Source organism: Microcoleus sp. F4-D5, assembly GCF_036704885.1.
Taxonomy (GTDB): Bacteria; Cyanobacteriota; Cyanobacteriia; order Cyanobacteriales; family Microcoleaceae; genus Microcoleus.
This window is the reverse complement of the sequence record NZ_JAUBSX010000025.1, coordinates 13,453-30,127: the sequence shown is the minus strand read 5'-3', so window position 1 is coordinate 30,127 and position 16,675 is coordinate 13,453. Positions and strand designations below refer to the sequence as shown.

The following is a 16,675-nucleotide window of genomic DNA, read 5'->3' as shown; positions in this document are numbered from 1 at the left end:
ATGCAGTATTTTCGTAAAAAACCCGGTTTCTGCATCTCTGAGTATTACGGTAGCAGCAATTTCGCATCTCCCGGCTGCGGCTGCGGTATTTCCGGGGAATTCGATCGCCCTTGCGGTTTTTCCCCCGCCGCCGGTGTGGGGGCCCCCCCGGAACTCTCCGTAAAAACATCAACCAAAGCTTGAACCAAAGCATCCCGCTGTGCTCTATTTAACCTTTGAATAGCAGCGCGATCCTGTTCCATTGGATTTGAGCGCAAAACGTCGTTTCCCGGATACACGCTTTCCACCAAATAATCGGGAGTCGCCCCCAAATAGTCAGCTAAACTCAACTTCCAATCAAAGCGGTAATTGGGCGGTCGTCCTTTGACAAATACGTGATATCGAATCAACCGCCCGACTAAAGTATTGGTAGGATCGACTTTTCCTGTTTCCTTAGAAATGTAGTTATTTTCGATCGGCAAATCCGGCAATTTTTCATACACCAATTTCCACGCATCTTGCACCCTCACTTGCGGCGGCGCAGATTGTTGAGCCACCCGCTGCACGGACGCAGAGTCAGAACTCCTCTGCTGCGAAGGTTCCAAAGCCGACATACTCAATTCGCCCGATTCCAATACCCAACTCAAAAGCGTGAAAATCGCCACAATCAAAGTAACGAACAGAAAACTTAAGCCCTGCTTTAATTTATTCACTGTTTTGACACTTTCAAACATAGAATAATTTCATAATCTTACGGCAATCGGAGTCATACTTTCTAATTTTATGAATTAGGAAAATCCACCCTGTTGGCAGCCTCCAGATTTTGTAAAAAGCGTTTTTTAGAAGTGCGAGCTTCCGGCTCAGTTGCGTATATAAAATAAACCGAGTTTTTCGCGGAGGCGCGCCAGTCTAGTTTGAAAAAGTTTTGGGTTTTGAGTTGACAAAAATTGCTGGCAACTCTCCACTCAAAACCCAAAACTCCCGAAGTCTAGATATCTCCGATTATTTCCGGCTGAGTCAGTTCGTCCGACATCTCAAATATCGCCCGCATTACAGGTTTCATTTGATGGTCGTCCATATTGTCAAAATCTTCATAGCGACGGCGTTTTGCGCGGTTCGCCACCTGTACCGTAATCCGATAGCGGTTGGATGCAGCACCGATTAACTCTTCCGCCCGACGGGTTAGCTGAGTTGAATCGAAGGTTGGACGCTTAACCATGAGACTACCTACTTTATGTAATGTTACATTCTAGTTTAGTATGTCAAGATTCATAATTTATTAACTGAGTATCATTGCTTATGCAGGTAGCAACAGCCTATTCCTTTGGTCACTTGCATCGGGGAAATTCTCATCCCCTCAAATTGGTTGCTTTCGGTGACAGCTTAATCTACGGTTTCGGCGACGGTGTAGGCGGTGGCTGGGTAGAAAGACTGCGCCGACAGTGGATGTTACCGGAGAGTGCAGGACACGTTTTATACAATTTGGGCGTTCGGGGCGATCGCACCTATCAAGTCTCCCAGCGCCTGGAAAACGAGTTTCGCCACCGGGGCGAACTCAGAAACCGCGTCCCGGATGCGATTATTCTTTCCGTAGGCCTCAACGATTCGGCGAGAGTGCAGTCGCCTACCGGGCGCAACTACACTGAGTTTGAACATTTTAAAACAGTTTTGGATAACTTATTAGACACTTCCAAACAACTTTGTCCGGTGATATTTGTCGGGATGGTACCGGTGGATGAAAGTAAAATGCCTTTTCAAGATTGTTTGTACTACAGTCATGCCGACCAATATCGGTATAAGGAAGCAACGAAATTAGCTTGTCAGTTGCGGGGAATTCCCTATTTAGATATTTTTGATAAATGGATAAATCGGGGCAGTGGTTGGTGGCGATCGCGCTTGATTGCTGACGGGCTGCATCCCAATGCAGCGGGGTATCAATCTTTATTTGAAGATGTGACAAGTTGGGAACCGCTAGCCTCCATTAGTCATTAGTCATTAATCAAATCGAGCGAGGGCGGGCACTCTTGGCACTGCCCCTACATAATACAGCTTCTGCATCCAGGACTGTATAAATTCAAGGTAGATAAGGGAGATAAGCAACATAAGGATTTTAAGGAATTTAAGCATTTTAAAATTCCCCAATCACCATAAAAATATTTATTTTAAAAGACCGTATCTTCCCCCCACGAAAAATAAAAAGATTCAACAATGATTACATAAGTGAGGTAAAGAGCAAGTTTGGCAGGAATCAATCAGCCTATCAAAAGCTTGCTTGTCCTCAATAAAAAAACTTGTGTAAATTGGAGAATCAAAAATGTCTGTATTACATCGCATTAAATCCGGTACATCTGTTTTATTAACACTGGGAACAATTGCCGGAACCGCAGCGCCGATGCTAGCTCCCGCGCCTTCTTTTGCTCAGACAGCTTTTTCGGATGTTAATAATAACTACTGGGCAAAAGACTTTATTCAAGATTTGTCAGAAAGAGGAATTATCAAAGGATTTCCCGATGGCAGTTTTCGCCCGGATGCACCGGTAACGCGGGCTGAATTCGCGGCAATGGTGCGTTCTGTGAAAAAGGCAAAAACGCGCGCTGCTGTAAGGTTTGCCGATGTTCCGTCTAATTTTTGGGCAAGCGGGGCGATCGCAGAAGCTTACGAGATGGGATGGATGTCTGGCTATCCCGGCAATGTTTTCAGGCCGGCACAGCAGATTCCTCGCGTTCAAGTTGTAGTCGCTTTAAATAACGGAATGGGCTATGAGCCTACCTGCAATTTTCAAGATGTTCTCAGCTACTATAATGATGCCGGTGAGATTCAAAGTTATGCTGTCAAAAGCGTTGCTGCTGCTACTGAAAAACAGTTAGTTGTCAGCTATCCCAATCCTAAATCTCTCAAACCGAACAAATCAGCAACGCGAGCTGAAGTAGCTGCTTTTATCTATCAAACATTAGTGAGTACCAATCAAGCAAGAGCAATTAATTCTCCTTACATTGCCAAGATTGATGTTAGCGAGTCTGTTGCTGTGCAAATTCCCAGGGGGGTGACTATCCCCATCGAGTACACAAAAGGCAAGATTTTGCTCGGCCCCAATGACAAGTCTCCGATTACGCTGACTGTAGCTGCGGATATCACGGGCAATAACGGCCAAGTGCTGATACCGGAAGGCTCGAAAATTAGCGGCGAATTGCGATCGACTGCTTCGGGCGTTCAGTTTGTGGCTCAAGAATTAAGTATCCTCAACGGCAACAGAGTGCCTCTCAATGCCACTTCGCAACTGATTACTAAGAAAGAAACTGTTACTAAAGGCGTTAATGTTGGTAATCTGATTAAGAATACGGCGTTGGGTGCAGCTGCAGCGGCGGCGATCGCAGGTGTTACGGGCGATCGGGCGATCGCGACTGAAGAGGTGCTCGGCGGTGCGGGAATCGGGACTTTGATCGGGGTATTTTTGGGTCGAGATAAAGTCGATTTGTATGCTGTTAATCCCGACACCGATTTAGATTTGCTGTTGAATTCCGATTTGGTAGTTGCTACTGCCAGCACAGGCATTTGTAGCGCTCGATAGCACCGATACTTGGAAATTTCCTCAAACCCCTCGCCTTGCTGGAGAGGGGCTTTAATGTGTATATTTTACCTCGCTACAGGTGCATCTAATCAAATAATTAGCCAGGGATTTTTTTAGTGTGAATTTCTACGGACATCCCAAACTTTCGCGGGTAGAAATTCCCGTCACGGGATTGACACCATCTGCTTTCTCGCACAGGAGACCCACTTGATAAGCGTCAATAATCGCGTCACTAAAATCAGCGCCGGAAATTGCAGCATCAAAAAACCGAGTTCGAGTCATAATTGCCTCAGTAAAATTAGCATTCGTCAAATTAGCCCCGTCGAATGTAACTCTATCCGCCAAAGCACCGGAGAGGTTGGCACCTGACAAGTTGGCATTCAGCAAAACTCCCTTAGTCAAAATCGCATTAGTTAAATCAGCACCTTGAAAATTTGTTCCCCGCATTTCAGCAGCGACAAATGTTCCCCCCGCTAAATCCGAGTTAGAAAAATCGCGATCGGACAAATTAATATTTGTGTAATTAATATTTGTTTTCGGCAGGGCAAATGCCGGAGTAGCACTCAGCAGCACCCACGCACAAGCCAACACTAAACTTAAAACCAGGCTCAGGAAAATTCGGAAAACACTTTTCACAGATATTGCACTCATGGTAATTGACTCATGATTAATTAAAATCGCTTTACCCAATCCTCGCCGACGCGAAGTGTCAAGTCAGAATTGATTTCACCGGTAGAAGATGCTTCAATTTTACCGCCGCCTAACTCTTTTTGCAGTAGATTCGCTGCCTCTAAATCGCCTTGCTGAACAATAATTTGACTTTGACGCTCCTTCTGGGGCGAATCCTGCACTACAGATACATTAAAAAAGCCCTTGTTTGTGAGAAATTCAGCAACGGTTTTCGCGGCAGTCGGTTTGTTAGAAGCGTTTTGGACGGCTATTTTGAGGTTTTTGGGCAAAACGGACTCGGCGGGATTGCGAAATCGTCCTTGTGCAAAATCCGGCACGCTCTGGTTGAAATATAGTGTCATAATGCGATCGAGCCCGATCGCATCTACAATCCAATAACTCCTCAAATCCCCTTGTTCTGAACTAGAACGTCCAGGCAACATTACCATTTTAAAATTATCTCGCTCCAATTGCAAACCGAAATTTGCCAGCGTCAATATTTCCTCATAGTTTAAGTTTGTATCCACGTATTTTTGCATCAATCTAACAATTTGTGGCAAGCGTACCAATACTGATGGACTTGTGAGGCGGTTCCGAATAGCTTGAATTAAAGATTGCTGCCGCTGAATGCGGCCGATATCTCCTAAATCATCGTTGCGAAATCGAGCAAATTGTTCTGCTTGTTCTCCGTTGAGAGTTTGCCATCCCTTGGCTAAGTTTATTTTGAACTTTTGGGCGGTATCTGTATAGGACATCGCGCGAGGTACAAATACCTCGACTCCGCCCAACAAATCGACTAATTCCCGAAACGCATTGCTGCTGACTCGCACGTATCTTTCAATAGTCGTATTGTTCAGCATACTGCTAACCAATCGCGTAGCCAAAGCCGATCCTCCCCTGGCATTGGCTTCGCTAATTTTGCTGAATTTAATTCCGGGAACTTCGACTTTAGTATCTCGCGGAACAGAAAGCAAACTAATAGATTTATCTCTAGGATCGAGGTGGAATAAGAGTATTGTATCGCTGCGACCGTCAAACATCTTAGGGCCATTGGCTGCTGCTTCTGGCACGCGGTCAATTCCCAATATCAAGATATTAACTGGCCGCGATAGGCGGTATCCAGAGCGGTTTGAGGATAGATAGTCAAAGCCAGTAGCCTCTAATACTCTATTGATAATTGGCGGTTCCACCGGAGCTAAAAGGGCGGTAATTGCCCCCATTGTGGCAGAGATTGCCGCTGTGAAAACTAGGAAAAATAGCCCCACTATATACAGGAAGAACTTAGGCTTTTTTCTAGATGTTCGATCGACTGGTTGAACAAAGTTTCTTTTAAAAATTGACAAGTTTTTCATTGACTTGCTGTTGATTATTGCAGTTTTTCAGCTTTGCAGTAAAACTTGGGCGGTGCTTCTTGAAAGTATTTGAACATAGCCGGACACAACCAGCCTTCGAGATTTTTGGATTCCCACCGATACCAGTTACCGCCGTATTCTGCTTTCAACCACAGCATTTCTGCTTGATATCCGGGAAATGGATTGGCTGAAAATAAAAGTCGGAAACCTTGAGCGGCATTGGGAATGTCTGCGACAAGCGCGTTAATCATTTCGGGGACGCCCTGAACAAATGGTTCTCGGACAAGTCCGACTCGCTCGTCGTCAAAAACCCAGGTGTACTGTTCGCGATAGGGGTAAATTACCATCATGGCATTGGCCATGTTATTCGCCTCTTTTGATTTCGTTTGTTTTGTTTGCGAAAATGCAAGTGTTGATACATTATATTCTGTGGCGCGGAAGTTGTGCGCTATCCAATTTGACAACCCTGTTTTAACTTAGGAAATTTTACGGGTTATTTACAAACTTGGGCTTGGGCGGATTGGCGAAATCTATAGCTATAAGGCTTGAGAGCTGTTTTTTTGAGTTTTTTTGATTTTAGGTAAAGGGAGGTAAAGTAAAAAATGGTTAAATCTTAATAATTGCCAATTTTGCGCTATAATTATGCCTTGTTTTATAACAATTATTACCTAGGTAGTAAGGACGAATAGTCTGTATTCACCAAAACTGTGAAAACTACACCCTAACTACCCACATATAACTGTTTGTAGTTAGGTTTTATATTAGTTTTCGGGAATCTAGCTCAAATTGTTGTCAGCTCAACCAGCGCCTTCGCTAAATATTGATACTGGGGCAAAGTATTGTATAACTGAGCCGAAATCCTCACCAACTGCTTACTAGCATTCGGCCAAGGAATCACCGGAACTTCAATTTGAAAAATCTCCCACAGCGCCTCTTGCAAAGGTGGAATTCCTCCCTTTGCAACCTCCTCAGACTGAGTGTCTGGCAGTGGCAAAACTGCCATCGAACCCACCATTTCATCAGGACAAGGCAGTGGCAAACTTAATTTGTCCGCCAATATTTTTCTACCCGCCAACGCTAAAGTATGATTTTTCGCCATCAATTCCGGCCAGCCGCCGCTCAATAAAGAACCCATAAACTCAATAGCTACAGGCACGCACAAATAGGGACTCGGATCGACAGTTCCCATCCAGTCAAATTCTAATTGAAAGCGCGATTTATCAGCGCGGGGCGAATTAGCACCGTGGCTGATCGTAGTTGGACGAATGGCATTTTGTTTGTCGCGCCGCACGTATAAAAATCCCGCACCTTTCGGCGCGCAGAGCCATTTGTGGCAATTTCCCGTATAGTAAGCCACGCCAATTTCATCTAAATTCAGTGCTACCATTCCCGGCGCGTGAGCTCCGTCTACTAACACATCTACGCCACGGTTAGCTAACTCGCCAACTAACTGTTTGATGGGAAATATTAAACCTGTTTGGCTCACAACGTGGTCTAATAAGGCTAACTTTGTTTGCGGTGAAACGCACTTAATTATTGCTTCAATAATTTGGTCGGGTGACTCAATTGGAAATGGGACTTCTGCTACTATTACTTTAGCGCCTGTACGCTCGGCTACAAAATTAAGTGTGTTGCGGGAAGCGTTGTATTCCTGATTTGTAGTTAGCAATTCGTCGCCCGGAGAAAAACTGAGCGATCGCAAAACTGCATTTACTCCCGTCGTCGCATTCGGGACAAAAGCCAAGTCATCCTCAGCCGCACCGATAAATGCTGCTAACTGATTTCTTGCATTATCCAACAAGGGTTCAAATTCCCGCATTAAAAAGCGCAAGGGTTCTCTTTCCAGTTGTTCCCGAAAAGCGGTTTGCGCTTCCAGTACGGGAATCGGACAGGCCCCAAAAGAGCCGTGATTCAGGAAAGTTATATTGCGATCGAGCAACCAATATTCGTTAATCATTAGTAATTAGTCAGTAGTCAGTAGTCAGTAGTCAGTAGTCCTTAGACATCTCCCATAATTATTGTCGAACAGGCAGGATGCCTCTTCAAAACCTGCTTTTTAGGAGATGTCTATTAGTCATTAGTCATTAGTCAACATTCAACATTCAACCGTTACTCATTTTACCTTTTAACTGCTCAAACTCTTCTAATGTATTGCAATTCGATAACATTACTGCTTCTCGTTCCCCTACAGGTAGAGGGATAGCGGGGATTTGATTTAACCACACTTGAAAGGAACGTCCACCTCGATCGATAAAACTTTGCAAACTGGGCAGCGCTTTTTGGCGGTAGAAGGCGCATAAAGGCTCCCAGCGCGAATTTTGATAAGGCACAACTGCTAAAGTTGATTGGGGAAACTCGGTTAACTGACTTGCCCAGTTTTGAATAATTTGGGCATCCAACAAAGGCAAATCGCAAGCTAACAGTAAAATCCACTCGGCGGCTATTTCTGTCAATCCCTGAGTCAATGCAACCAAGGGCCCGGAACCCGGATTGTACTCTACCAGAAATTGGGATGTTTCGGTTAATGTCGATCGATAGCGATCGGGCCAAGCAGTCAGAACATAAACTGCCGGCCCTACAACTGCGGCAACTTCCAACACGCGCTGCAATAGGGATTTGCCCTGAATTTCCAGCAAAGCTTTATCCCTACCCATCCGCGAACTTTGACCGCCTGCAAGCACAATTACAGCAATTTGATGATTAGTCATTAGTTATTAGCCATCAGTTATGAGTCATCAGTCATTAGGAACAATAAAAAAATCTCAATGTAGGTGGGCATGGCGCACAAAACGTGACTAATTATTCTCAACTCAAAACACTAACGGCTTTGCTAACTTCCTCAAGTTTTTGCACGACTTGACCGCTACTCAATAAAGTTTCTGCTTCAATCAAACCCGAGCTAATATCCAAACAAACTCCGCTGCGCCACAGATAAAAGCCGCCGTTCCAGATAGCGGACTGCATTAATTCCGAGGGTTTTCCCAGCAACACTTCCTGCATTTGTTTGAATAACTCAGATCCTGATTGAAAGGCAGGATTTGTGCTGCTAAACCCGTAATCTCCGTGGGCTAAAAGCAGTCGCTCGAACTCAGCGTCCGGCTTAGCAATGCCGATAATCGCAGTACGATCGCGCGGTAAATCGCAGCTTCCCTCCAATCCCTTGACGGTGGTATAATTTTTGATTCCCCGCAATTCAAAGGCTTTTTGAAACATACCTTCTGTGGGCGGGTGGACGTAGCCGGAGATGACGTTAACGTCGCCGGCACAGGGACACCACATCAACTCCATTGTCGAAAAAGGCGGCCGTTTGCCGATTTCGCGGCGGTAGGGCACTAAAGCGGCGGCTTGAGGAAAATGCTTGGGAAGGTAAACAAAACCTAAACCCGTACTGTCAAAAACTTGCTGGACTTTTTCTAAACGAAGTTTTCTCCAGTCAACTCCCAAACCGCGCCAAATTTCAATCAGGGGAATGCCTTCCTTCGTGGGCGTGGTATCGCCCCCGTGCATGAGGGTTGGGACGCCAGAGGCGGCTAAAATTAGGGCGGTTATTGGGCTAATGGGAGCCGTGCGCGATCGCCCGTCGTAAGCAACGCCAAACACGGCCACGGTAGAGACGGAAAAACCTTTTTCTCGGTTTGGGGGGGCAAGCACAGGCCCCAATTGTTCATAAGCATCGAGCATTCCCGCTAATTCTTCGCCGGTGGGCCGTTTAATGCGGTGGGCAATCATAAAAGCTCCGATTTGAGCCGGTGTTGCTTCTTGCAGCAGCATCATCCGCGTGGCTGCTGCTGCTTCGGATCGAGTTAAATTTTCTCCTGTGTGTACTCCGCTGCCAATTTTTCGCAGCAATTCTCTAAAGGCGTCACTCATAACTTTTGAAGTTGGTAATTGGTAATTGGTAGTTGGTAATTGGTAGTATTTAAACCGTTTTAAATTTAAATTTCAGAACTATCTATTCAAAATTATCGAATTATACCAGTTCCCAAAAAGAAGGCAATTGTTGGAAATATCCAAACCCTTATTTCATCAGTCATTCCCAATCTAAAATCTACAATCTACAATCTAAAATGGTATTAACTGCCTGATTTTTCTAGCTTGAGTACATCAAAAGGCGGCACAAATTCGCGTACCAGATTCCAGAAATGGGCGATCGGCGGAATTTGCATTCGATCGTGAGTTGTCACCAACACCACTTCGCGAGTCCAAGTCGGATCGACCGCCGATTGACCGATCGCGGAAACCTTGGAATTTGAGCGCTCTTGGGCGATCGACCGCACTGCTAAAGTGCGATCGGTTTTCGCCTCCACCAAAGCTGAATGCGGCAGCAAAGCAATCAATTCTCCCTGCCGCACCACACCCCGAAAAGCATCAAGAGTGTTGAGTTCCAAAACAGCATGAAGTTTAGCACCGATGCGTCCAAATTGTTCTTGCACCATCCGCTGCATTCCGTACCCGTCCTTAAACACCACTTGCGGGTAACAAATCAATTCCGGCCAAGGTACTCGCTCGTACTGGGCCAGGGGATGACCCGCCGCCATCAACACCTCGATCGGCTCATTGTAGAGCACCTCAACCAACATTTCCGGGGCTTGAGTAAAATAGCGGTTGTTCATCACTACCGCGATGTCCACCAAACCGTCTTTGAGGACTTTTAGGGCTCTATCGCTTCCGAGGGAAGTCACCCGCAACTGCACGTCTGGATAGTCGCGGCAAAACTTTTGCAGCACAGGCGGCAAATAAGCAGCGCAAACCGAGTGAATGGCAGCCACACAAAGTTCTGGCTGCTTTCCCGCCAGCAAGTCTCCCAATTCTTCTGCTGCATTTTGCCAAGTCTGACAGATTTTGCGAGCGTGAGGCAGCAGGCATTCCCCTCCCACAGTCAGTTTCGCGTGGGCCGTGCGGTGAAACAGCGACAAACCCACTTCCGCTTCTAATCCCTGCACTTGGCGGCTAATAGTCGATTGGGTAACGCCACACTTCCGGGCCGCTTGCTGAAAGCTACCAGTTTCAGCAACTGAAAGAAATGCTTGAAGCTGCTCTAAGCGCATGGATGTTTAATTCGAGATGGTTTCAGATATTTTCCTCGAAGATAATCAGTGACATTAACCGATTTACTAGAAGAATTTAGTAGACGTTGATACACGTACAGATTAGTTTTGATTCCCGAGCAATAAAAGCGCAGGCATTAGCAATTTACACTCCCCCGCAAGACAGATGCGGGGATATTTGGCTGTTTTTTTGTGTATAAACTAGGAATTAGCGAGCCAGCAACAAAAGTACAACTGCGATCGATCGCACACGAATGCCGAAATGCTGCAATTTCTTAAGATTATGTTATTTAACCACAATTTTATTCTGCAAGGTGGATGTTGCCAGTGGCAAACCCAGTTGATGGGACTGCACGCGGTCAGCGATTTGTTAATTGCCTTGGCTTATTACTCAATTCCAGCAATTCTGACATACTTGGCCCGGAAGCAGGGAGACGTGCCTTTGAGCAAGGGGTTTCTCTTATTGGGAGCCTGGTTTTTCTGCGGCGGGACAACTCATTTGATGCAAGTTTGGATGCTGGTGCATCCCACCTCCTGGCTGTCAAGTTCGATCGCGGCCGTTACCGCTATCATCTCTCTGTGGGCTGTAGCGGAACTGATACCCTCGCTTTCTCAAGTGTTGGCTTTGGCTGGGGCGGCCTCGGGAGCAGCAAATACGGCGCTGGGAACTCAAAAGGTCGATCGACTGCAAGCCGGTTCTGCTATTAAAAATTCCGTCGCCTCCCCCACAACCGAACTCCAGCAAATTAACCAGCAATTGCTTGCAGAAATAACGCAGCGCGAGCGAGTCGAAGAACTCCTGCTTGACGCTTTAGGTAAGCTGCAAGAAAGTGAAGAACGCTTCCGCGTTTTTCAGGAATTATCTCTAGACGGGTTTAACGTCTTTCGCAGCATCCGCGACGAATCCAAAATTGTGGATTTTGAATGGGAATACGTCAATCCCGCAGCCGCAAAAATTCAACACAGTACACCTGAAGAATTAATCGGCAAGCGATTGCTAGAAGTGCGGTCAGGTCATAAAGATAGCGGTTTGTTCGACCGTTTCGTACAAGTTGTAGAAACAGGAATTACCCTGGATACCGAGATTTATTACAACAGCTACGGTATAGTCGGCTGGTTTCGGATGATGACTGTTAAATTGGGCGACGGCATTGCTATTTCTTTTAGCGATATTACTGGGCGCAAGCAAGTAGAAGCATCCCTGCGCAACGCGCTGCAAAAACTCACTTCTCATTTTGAAAATACTCCCCTAGCGGTGATTGAGTGGGATGAAAATTTTCGGGTCAGCAGGTGGTCGCCGGCAGCCCAGAAGATTTTTGGGTGGAAGGAAACAGAAGTTTTAGGCAAGCATTTTAGCGAATGGAACTTTATTTCTAAAGGCGATTTTGAAGAGGTAGAATCGGCAATTTATAGTTTAAAAAAACCAGGTCTTCGCTGCAATGTAGTTCGCAACAGGAATTATAATAAGTGGGGTTCGCTGGTACACTGCGAATGGTACAATTCGGCTTTTTACAGCGATTCGGGACAGTTGATATCGGTGCTGTCTCTGGTTTTGGACGTGACGGAACGCTTTAAATTTATGGAAGTGCTGCGACAGTCTGAAGAGCGGTTTCGGATTGCGGCAGAAAGTGCCAGCGATTTGATTTACGAATGGGACATCGAGACCGGAATCGTGCTGTGGTTCGGTCACGTAGACGAACATTTGGAGTACGAAAAAGGCGGATTTCCGAGGACGAGAGCAGCTTGGAACAGTATCTTGCACCCGCTAGACCGCGATCGAGTCTTGGCTGCGGTCGATCGGTATTTGAGCGCGCCAGACAGTTCTGCGGCCCCATTTTTTCAGGAATACCGCGTTCAGTGCCAGCGGGGCGGCTTGCTCCACTGGATCGATCGGGGTAAAGCAGTGCTTGACAAACAAGGCAATCCCTGCAAGTGGATCGGCGTGATTAGCGACATCAGCGATCGCAAACAGGCTGAAGAACAGCGGAATCTAGCCTTGGCCCGGGAACAGGCCGCCCGCCGCGAAGCCGAAGCCAGCGAACAGTTGTACCGCGTCCTCGCTGAAGCCATCCCGCAAATAGTTTGGACTGCCAGAGCCGACGGCTGGGTGGACTACTACAACCAGCGCTGGTTTGAATATACTGGCTTGACGGTGGAGGAAACTCAAGGCTGGGGGTGGCACCTGGCCCTCCATCCAGATGACGTGGCAGATGCCGTAGAACGCTGGAAGACCTCGGTGGAGACGGGGAATACTTACGAGGTGGAATACCGCTTTAAACGGGTATCTGACGGGGCTTACCGCTGGCATTTGGGTCGGGCATTGCCCGTGCGGGACGCTGAGGGGAAAATTCTCAAATGGTTCGGGACTTGTACCGATATTGACGATCGCCAGCGATCGGCCCAAACAGCCAATTTTCGCGCTCGAGCCTTGGCTTTGCTGTCGTCGGCTTCCCTGGATTACGAGGAGGCGCTGCAAGGTTTGGCAGATTTAGCAGTACCGGGGCTCGGCGATTGGTGCTGCGTGCATTTGCTCGAGACGGACGGCTCGATCCGCTTGCAAGCAGTTGCTCACTCCGATCCGAGCAAAGTCGCTCTGCTGTGGCAAATCGACCAGCGCTTGCCACTCGATCCCCAGGGACGGCACGGAGTAGCAAAGGTGCTGCGGACTGGGGAGTCGAAGCTCTACCCAGAAATACCGGACTGGGTGATCGAGGCGGTTGTGCCGGACAGGGAACTGCTGTTCGTGCTGCGAGCCCAGGCGCTGTCGGCAATCTGCGTGCCGCTGATCGCTCGCGGGCGGACGCTGGGAGCGATTTCGCTGCTGTGCGGGGAGTCTGGCCGCCGCTGCGGGGAGGGGGATTTGCTGTTGCTGGAGGATTTGGCGCGGGATGCGGCGGTGGCGATCGACAATGCGCGGCTTTACCGGGAAGCAGCCCTGGCCAACCGGATTAAAGATGAGTTTTTGGCAACGCTTTCTCACGAGTTGCGGACGCCTCTGAACGCGGTTGTGGGCTGGGCTCAGATACTGCGGCAGCGCAAGTTGACTCCCGAAAAAACGGCTGTGGGTTTGGAGACTATTGAGCGAAACGCGCGGTTGCAGACTCAGATGATTGAGGATTTGCTCGACGTTTCTCGGATTGTGAGCGGCAAAGTGTGTTTGAAGCTGTGCCCGGTGGATTTGGCACGGATTGTAGAAACGGCCGTGAAGGCGCTGAGCCCTGATGCTGAAGCTCGGGGAATTGAATTGCTGAGTTTTTACGGCGAAGGGGTGAGCTTGGTGAGGGGCGATGCTACTCGTTTGCAGCAGGTGGTGTGGAATTTGCTCTCGAATGCTATTAAGTTTACGCCGCCGTCGGGCCGCGTGGAAATAAGGCTCTCGGAGGATGGGGAACCGGGAGCAGCAGGTGGCGCTATGTTGTCTGGGCCGTCTCCGGTTCACTCTGTTTCGATCGCCGTCAGCGATACGGGAATTGGCATTAGCAAGGAGTTTTTGCCGTTTGTGTTCGATCGCTTCCGCCAAGCTGACAGCACTTCTACGCGCCATTACGGCGGGCTGGGACTGGGATTGGCGATCGTCCGCCATCTCGTGGAACTCCACGGCGGCACTGTCTGGGCCGAAAGTCCCGGAGAAGGACTCGGCTCGACTTTCGGAGTGCGGCTGCCAATGTAGTCAGTTGTCAGTTAAGCTGTGTTGCATCTAGATTGCCTATGGTATTAGAGAGGGAGAGGGTCCGATGGGGATCGGGGGAGAGGATTTGACGATTTTCGATCTGGACTAGAAATATACAATTTAAATGCACAACAGCTTAACAGTTAACTGTTGTTATTGGTTACTGGTTCTTGGTTCTTTTAATACCAGGACTCTGCTCTTGAGTGTAAGATTCATTGGTAAAGTAGTAATGGCTGTGCGGTTCGTTTTTAGGACTTACTCCATTCACCACTAAGCCCAGAACGTGCTGATTTGATTTCTTCAATAGCTCCTTCGCAAAAGCCACAGTACCAGAATGAAGAACTCCAGGTCGCACTACCAATAAAATTCCATCGGCTTTATTCCCGATAATCAGAGCATCAGCAGCAACATTCAAAGCAGGAGTATCAACGATCACGGCATCATAACTAGCCGAAAATTGCTTAATTAATAAAGTCAGCCGCTGGGAGTCCAACAGAGCCATTGGATTAGGCGGAATCACCCCGCAAGGGAGCACATCTAAATTCTCCATAACTTGTGCGATCGCATCCCCAAATCCAGCTTGTCCGACTATCACGTTGCTCAAGCCTACTTGATTGGGAAGTTCCCAAATCCGATGTTGAACAGGACTGTGCATATCCCCATCTACCAACAAAACCTTCCTTCCTAATTGAGCTATAGCTACAGCCAAATTAGCCGATACAGTAGACTTGCCTTCTTGCGGTAGCGAACTACTGACAACAATCACTTTCAGCTCTTTATCAGAACTCAGGAATCTCAGATTTGCTTGAAGCATTCGATAAGCAGCACTGCTCGAATTATGAGGAATATCTCTAACCACAATCTGTCGGGGAGATAGTTCTAAATCCTGCGCCGCAGACTTAAGCGGGCGGGAATTGCGCCGAGGATTTTTTTCCAGCTTTCTATGGAAAGGAATCACCCCCAACAAAGTAAACCCAAACAATTCCCTCGCCTCTTCAATAGTTTTCACGGACTTATCTTGAGCCTCTAAAACCATTGCCGCACCTACCGCCAGCAGAGTTCCCAAGAAGGTTCCCGATATCAGCAATAAATACTTGCGAGAACGCAGTGGTTCTTCCGGAACACTCGCCTTTTGGATAATCCTAGCATTGCCCACTTGCTGATTTTCAGTAATCCGAATTTGCTGGAGTTTTTTCTGCAATTCTTCATAATCAGCTTCTGCTTCTTCGAGTTTCCTTTCAAGTTCGCGCTTTTCTTTCTCTAGCTTCGGCAAAACTTTTACCCGCTGCCTGTAGCCAGCTAAAGCATTTGATAAAATAGTAACTCGCTCACTCAAACCCTGGCGTTCTACATCTACCTTAATAAATTCTTCGATCAGTTTTGGTTTCACCTCTCCTATCTGTAAACTTTGATTTTGCAACAGCTTTTCCCCGCCTAAAACTTGTTGTATTTGTTGGTCTAGTAAAGCTTTCATAGTAGCTTTCTTAGTTTCTAGCCTAGTTATTACAGGCGAAGTTTCCAGGTAGCGATTTTGCTCAATTGCTAACTGCCGCTCTATTTGTTTGTATTCTTTGAGAGCTTCCTGCACAGTGCTAGATTGGCTGAGAGTGCTGGCGGTCAATGCTTGCTGGGGATTCATTTGTAACTCGTCTTCAAATGCTTTGGACTTAGCACTTGCCTTGAGAAAATCAGACTGAGCTTGGTCAATTTGACTTTCTAGTCCCGCCATAACTGCCACTGCTGATTTAGCTTCTTCTTCAAGATTTACAACTTTATTATTTTGTTTAAAATTTCTCAATTCTGCCGCAGCTTTCTGCATAATTTTCTCTGAATTAGGCAGTTTTTTTTCAATAAACTCTCGAACAGACACAGCTTCTAAGCGATTGACTTTTTGATTGTTATCTATATAATAGTTCATCATAAGTTTTACTACATCTTTTGCTACTTTAGGTTCTTTGTGTTTGTATGAAATCCTGAGAATATCAGCTCCCCGAATAGTAGCTACCGTCAGATTTTTCAAAAAATCTTTTGTTTTGAGATGATTATTTTCTTCGTCTTTTAACTGAAGTTTATTTATAGTTTTTTCGATAATTTCTAGAGAACGAATGAGTTCGATCTCGGTAGTCAGAGGGTTACTTTGCTCCGCCGCAGGAGTCAACTGTCCGATTTCTTTTCCCAATTCTGTTAAAGCAGAGCCAGGAGTTGTTTTCTTAAATAATAGCTTTCCTTCTGCTTCATAGAGGGGCTTTTCCTTCAGCATGGTGTAGGTTGTGAGTGCCAGAACCGACGCAAACACAACTAAGGCTGGCAGCCACCTTCGCTTCAGAATCTGCCAGTATTGCTGAAATCCGATACCATTTTCAGTTGATTCCATCAGTTACTCCCGAAA

Annotated in this window: 13 protein-coding genes; 3 read left to right on the top strand and 10 right to left on the bottom strand. The window is 46.8% G+C overall.

Going from position 1 to position 16,675, the window contains the following annotated elements; all coding sequences use genetic code 11:
• Nucleotides 1-44 precede the first annotated feature (44 nt).
• A complete protein-coding gene (locus QUA80_RS13990) occupies nucleotides 45-692 on the bottom strand; it encodes a hypothetical protein (protein ID WP_333425388.1) in 648 nt (215 codons plus the stop codon).
• A gap of 275 nt (nucleotides 693-967) precedes the next feature.
• A complete protein-coding gene (locus QUA80_RS13985) occupies nucleotides 968-1,198 on the bottom strand; it encodes a DNA-directed RNA polymerase subunit omega (protein WP_172188796.1) in 231 nt (76 codons plus the stop codon).
• An 80-nt stretch (nucleotides 1,199-1,278) separates the two neighbouring features.
• Here QUA80_RS13985 and QUA80_RS13980 point away from each other — a divergent pair, with 80 nt between their 5' ends.
• Nucleotides 1,279-1,971, top strand: a complete 693-nt coding sequence (locus tag QUA80_RS13980) for a GDSL-type esterase/lipase family protein (RefSeq protein WP_333425386.1) — start codon at nucleotides 1,279-1,281, stop codon at nucleotides 1,969-1,971.
• Between the two features lie 322 nt (nucleotides 1,972-2,293).
• Nucleotides 2,294-3,547, top strand: coding sequence for an S-layer homology domain-containing protein (locus QUA80_RS13975; RefSeq protein ID WP_333425384.1), 1,254 nt, complete (start codon nucleotides 2,294-2,296; stop codon nucleotides 3,545-3,547).
• 126 nt (nucleotides 3,548-3,673) lie between these two features.
• Here the strand turns inward: QUA80_RS13975 and QUA80_RS13970 are convergent, their stop codons facing one another.
• The 7 genes from QUA80_RS13970 to QUA80_RS13940 all read right to left on the bottom strand — a co-directional run bounded on the left by QUA80_RS13970 (nucleotide 3,674) and on the right by QUA80_RS13940 (nucleotide 10,616).
• Nucleotides 3,674-4,198 carry a pentapeptide repeat-containing protein gene (locus tag QUA80_RS13970; protein ID WP_333425382.1) on the bottom strand — a complete coding sequence of 175 codons (525 nt, stop codon included), beginning with the start codon at nucleotides 4,196-4,198 and terminating at the stop codon, nucleotides 3,674-3,676.
• A 20-nt stretch (nucleotides 4,199-4,218) separates the two neighbouring features.
• On the bottom strand, nucleotides 4,219-5,568 hold the full coding sequence (locus QUA80_RS13965; RefSeq protein WP_333425381.1) for an LCP family protein: 1,350 nt from the start codon (nucleotides 5,566-5,568) through the stop codon (nucleotides 4,219-4,221).
• A gap of 14 nt (nucleotides 5,569-5,582) precedes the next feature.
• Entirely contained in the window at nucleotides 5,583-5,930 is a 348-nt protein-coding gene (locus QUA80_RS13960) for a DUF6717 family protein (RefSeq protein ID WP_333425379.1), read from the bottom strand.
• 419 nt (nucleotides 5,931-6,349) lie between these two features.
• Nucleotides 6,350-7,525: an aminotransferase class V-fold PLP-dependent enzyme gene (locus QUA80_RS13955; RefSeq protein ID WP_333425377.1), complete on the bottom strand. Its 1,176-nt coding sequence runs from the start codon at nucleotides 7,523-7,525 to the stop codon at nucleotides 6,350-6,352.
• A 145-nt stretch (nucleotides 7,526-7,670) separates the two neighbouring features.
• Nucleotides 7,671-8,276 carry a molybdenum cofactor guanylyltransferase gene (locus tag QUA80_RS13950; protein ID WP_333425374.1) on the bottom strand — a complete coding sequence of 202 codons (606 nt, stop codon included), beginning with the start codon at nucleotides 8,274-8,276 and terminating at the stop codon, nucleotides 7,671-7,673.
• Between the two features lie 97 nt (nucleotides 8,277-8,373).
• A complete protein-coding gene (locus tag QUA80_RS13945) occupies nucleotides 8,374-9,438 on the bottom strand; it encodes an anthranilate phosphoribosyltransferase family protein (RefSeq protein WP_333425373.1) in 1,065 nt (354 codons plus the stop codon).
• A 203-nt stretch (nucleotides 9,439-9,641) separates the two neighbouring features.
• Complete coding sequence (locus QUA80_RS13940; protein ID WP_333425371.1) at nucleotides 9,642-10,616, bottom strand: LysR family transcriptional regulator; 975 nt, start codon at nucleotides 10,614-10,616, stop codon at nucleotides 9,642-9,644.
• Nucleotides 10,617-10,878: 262 nt separating this feature from the next.
• On the opposite strand from QUA80_RS13940, the gene QUA80_RS13935 reads away from it, so the two are divergent.
• Nucleotides 10,879-14,286, top strand: a complete 3,408-nt coding sequence (locus tag QUA80_RS13935; RefSeq protein ID WP_445302235.1) for a PAS domain S-box protein — start codon at nucleotides 10,879-10,881, stop codon at nucleotides 14,284-14,286.
• A gap of 160 nt (nucleotides 14,287-14,446) precedes the next feature.
• On the opposite strand, the gene QUA80_RS13930 is transcribed toward QUA80_RS13935, so the two are convergent.
• Entirely contained in the window at nucleotides 14,447-16,660 is a 2,214-nt protein-coding gene (locus QUA80_RS13930; RefSeq protein ID WP_333425367.1) for a polysaccharide biosynthesis tyrosine autokinase, read from the bottom strand.
• Nucleotides 16,661-16,675: the final 15 nt, after the last annotated feature.

What these genes read in the sequence shown, in the direction of transcription:
- QUA80_RS13985 (WP_172188796.1), bottom strand. Translation starts at nt 1,198, where the DNA reads ATGGTTAAGCGTCCAACCTTCGATTCAACTCAGCTAACCCGTCGGGCG.
- QUA80_RS13980 (WP_333425386.1), top strand. Translation starts at nt 1,279, where the DNA reads ATGCAGGTAGCAACAGCCTATTCCTTTGGTCACTTGCATCGGGGAAAT.
- QUA80_RS13975 (WP_333425384.1), top strand. Translation starts at nt 2,294, where the DNA reads ATGTCTGTATTACATCGCATTAAATCCGGTACATCTGTTTTATTAACA.
- QUA80_RS13970 (WP_333425382.1), bottom strand. Translation starts at nt 4,198, where the DNA reads ATGAGTGCAATATCTGTGAAAAGTGTTTTCCGAATTTTCCTGAGCCTG.
- QUA80_RS13965 (WP_333425381.1), bottom strand. Translation starts at nt 5,568, where the DNA reads ATGAAAAACTTGTCAATTTTTAAAAGAAACTTTGTTCAACCAGTCGAT.
- QUA80_RS13960 (WP_333425379.1), bottom strand. Translation starts at nt 5,930, where the DNA reads ATGGCCAATGCCATGATGGTAATTTACCCCTATCGCGAACAGTACACC.
- QUA80_RS13955 (WP_333425377.1), bottom strand. Translation starts at nt 7,525, where the DNA reads ATGATTAACGAATATTGGTTGCTCGATCGCAATATAACTTTCCTGAAT.
- QUA80_RS13950 (WP_333425374.1), bottom strand. Translation starts at nt 8,276, where the DNA reads ATGACTAATCATCAAATTGCTGTAATTGTGCTTGCAGGCGGTCAAAGT.
- QUA80_RS13945 (WP_333425373.1), bottom strand. Translation starts at nt 9,438, where the DNA reads ATGAGTGACGCCTTTAGAGAATTGCTGCGAAAAATTGGCAGCGGAGTA.
- QUA80_RS13940 (WP_333425371.1), bottom strand. Translation starts at nt 10,616, where the DNA reads ATGCGCTTAGAGCAGCTTCAAGCATTTCTTTCAGTTGCTGAAACTGGT.
- QUA80_RS13935 (WP_445302235.1), top strand. Translation starts at nt 10,879, where the DNA reads ATGCTGCAATTTCTTAAGATTATGTTATTTAACCACAATTTTATTCTG.
- QUA80_RS13930 (WP_333425367.1), bottom strand. Translation starts at nt 16,660, where the DNA reads ATGGAATCAACTGAAAATGGTATCGGATTTCAGCAATACTGGCAGATT.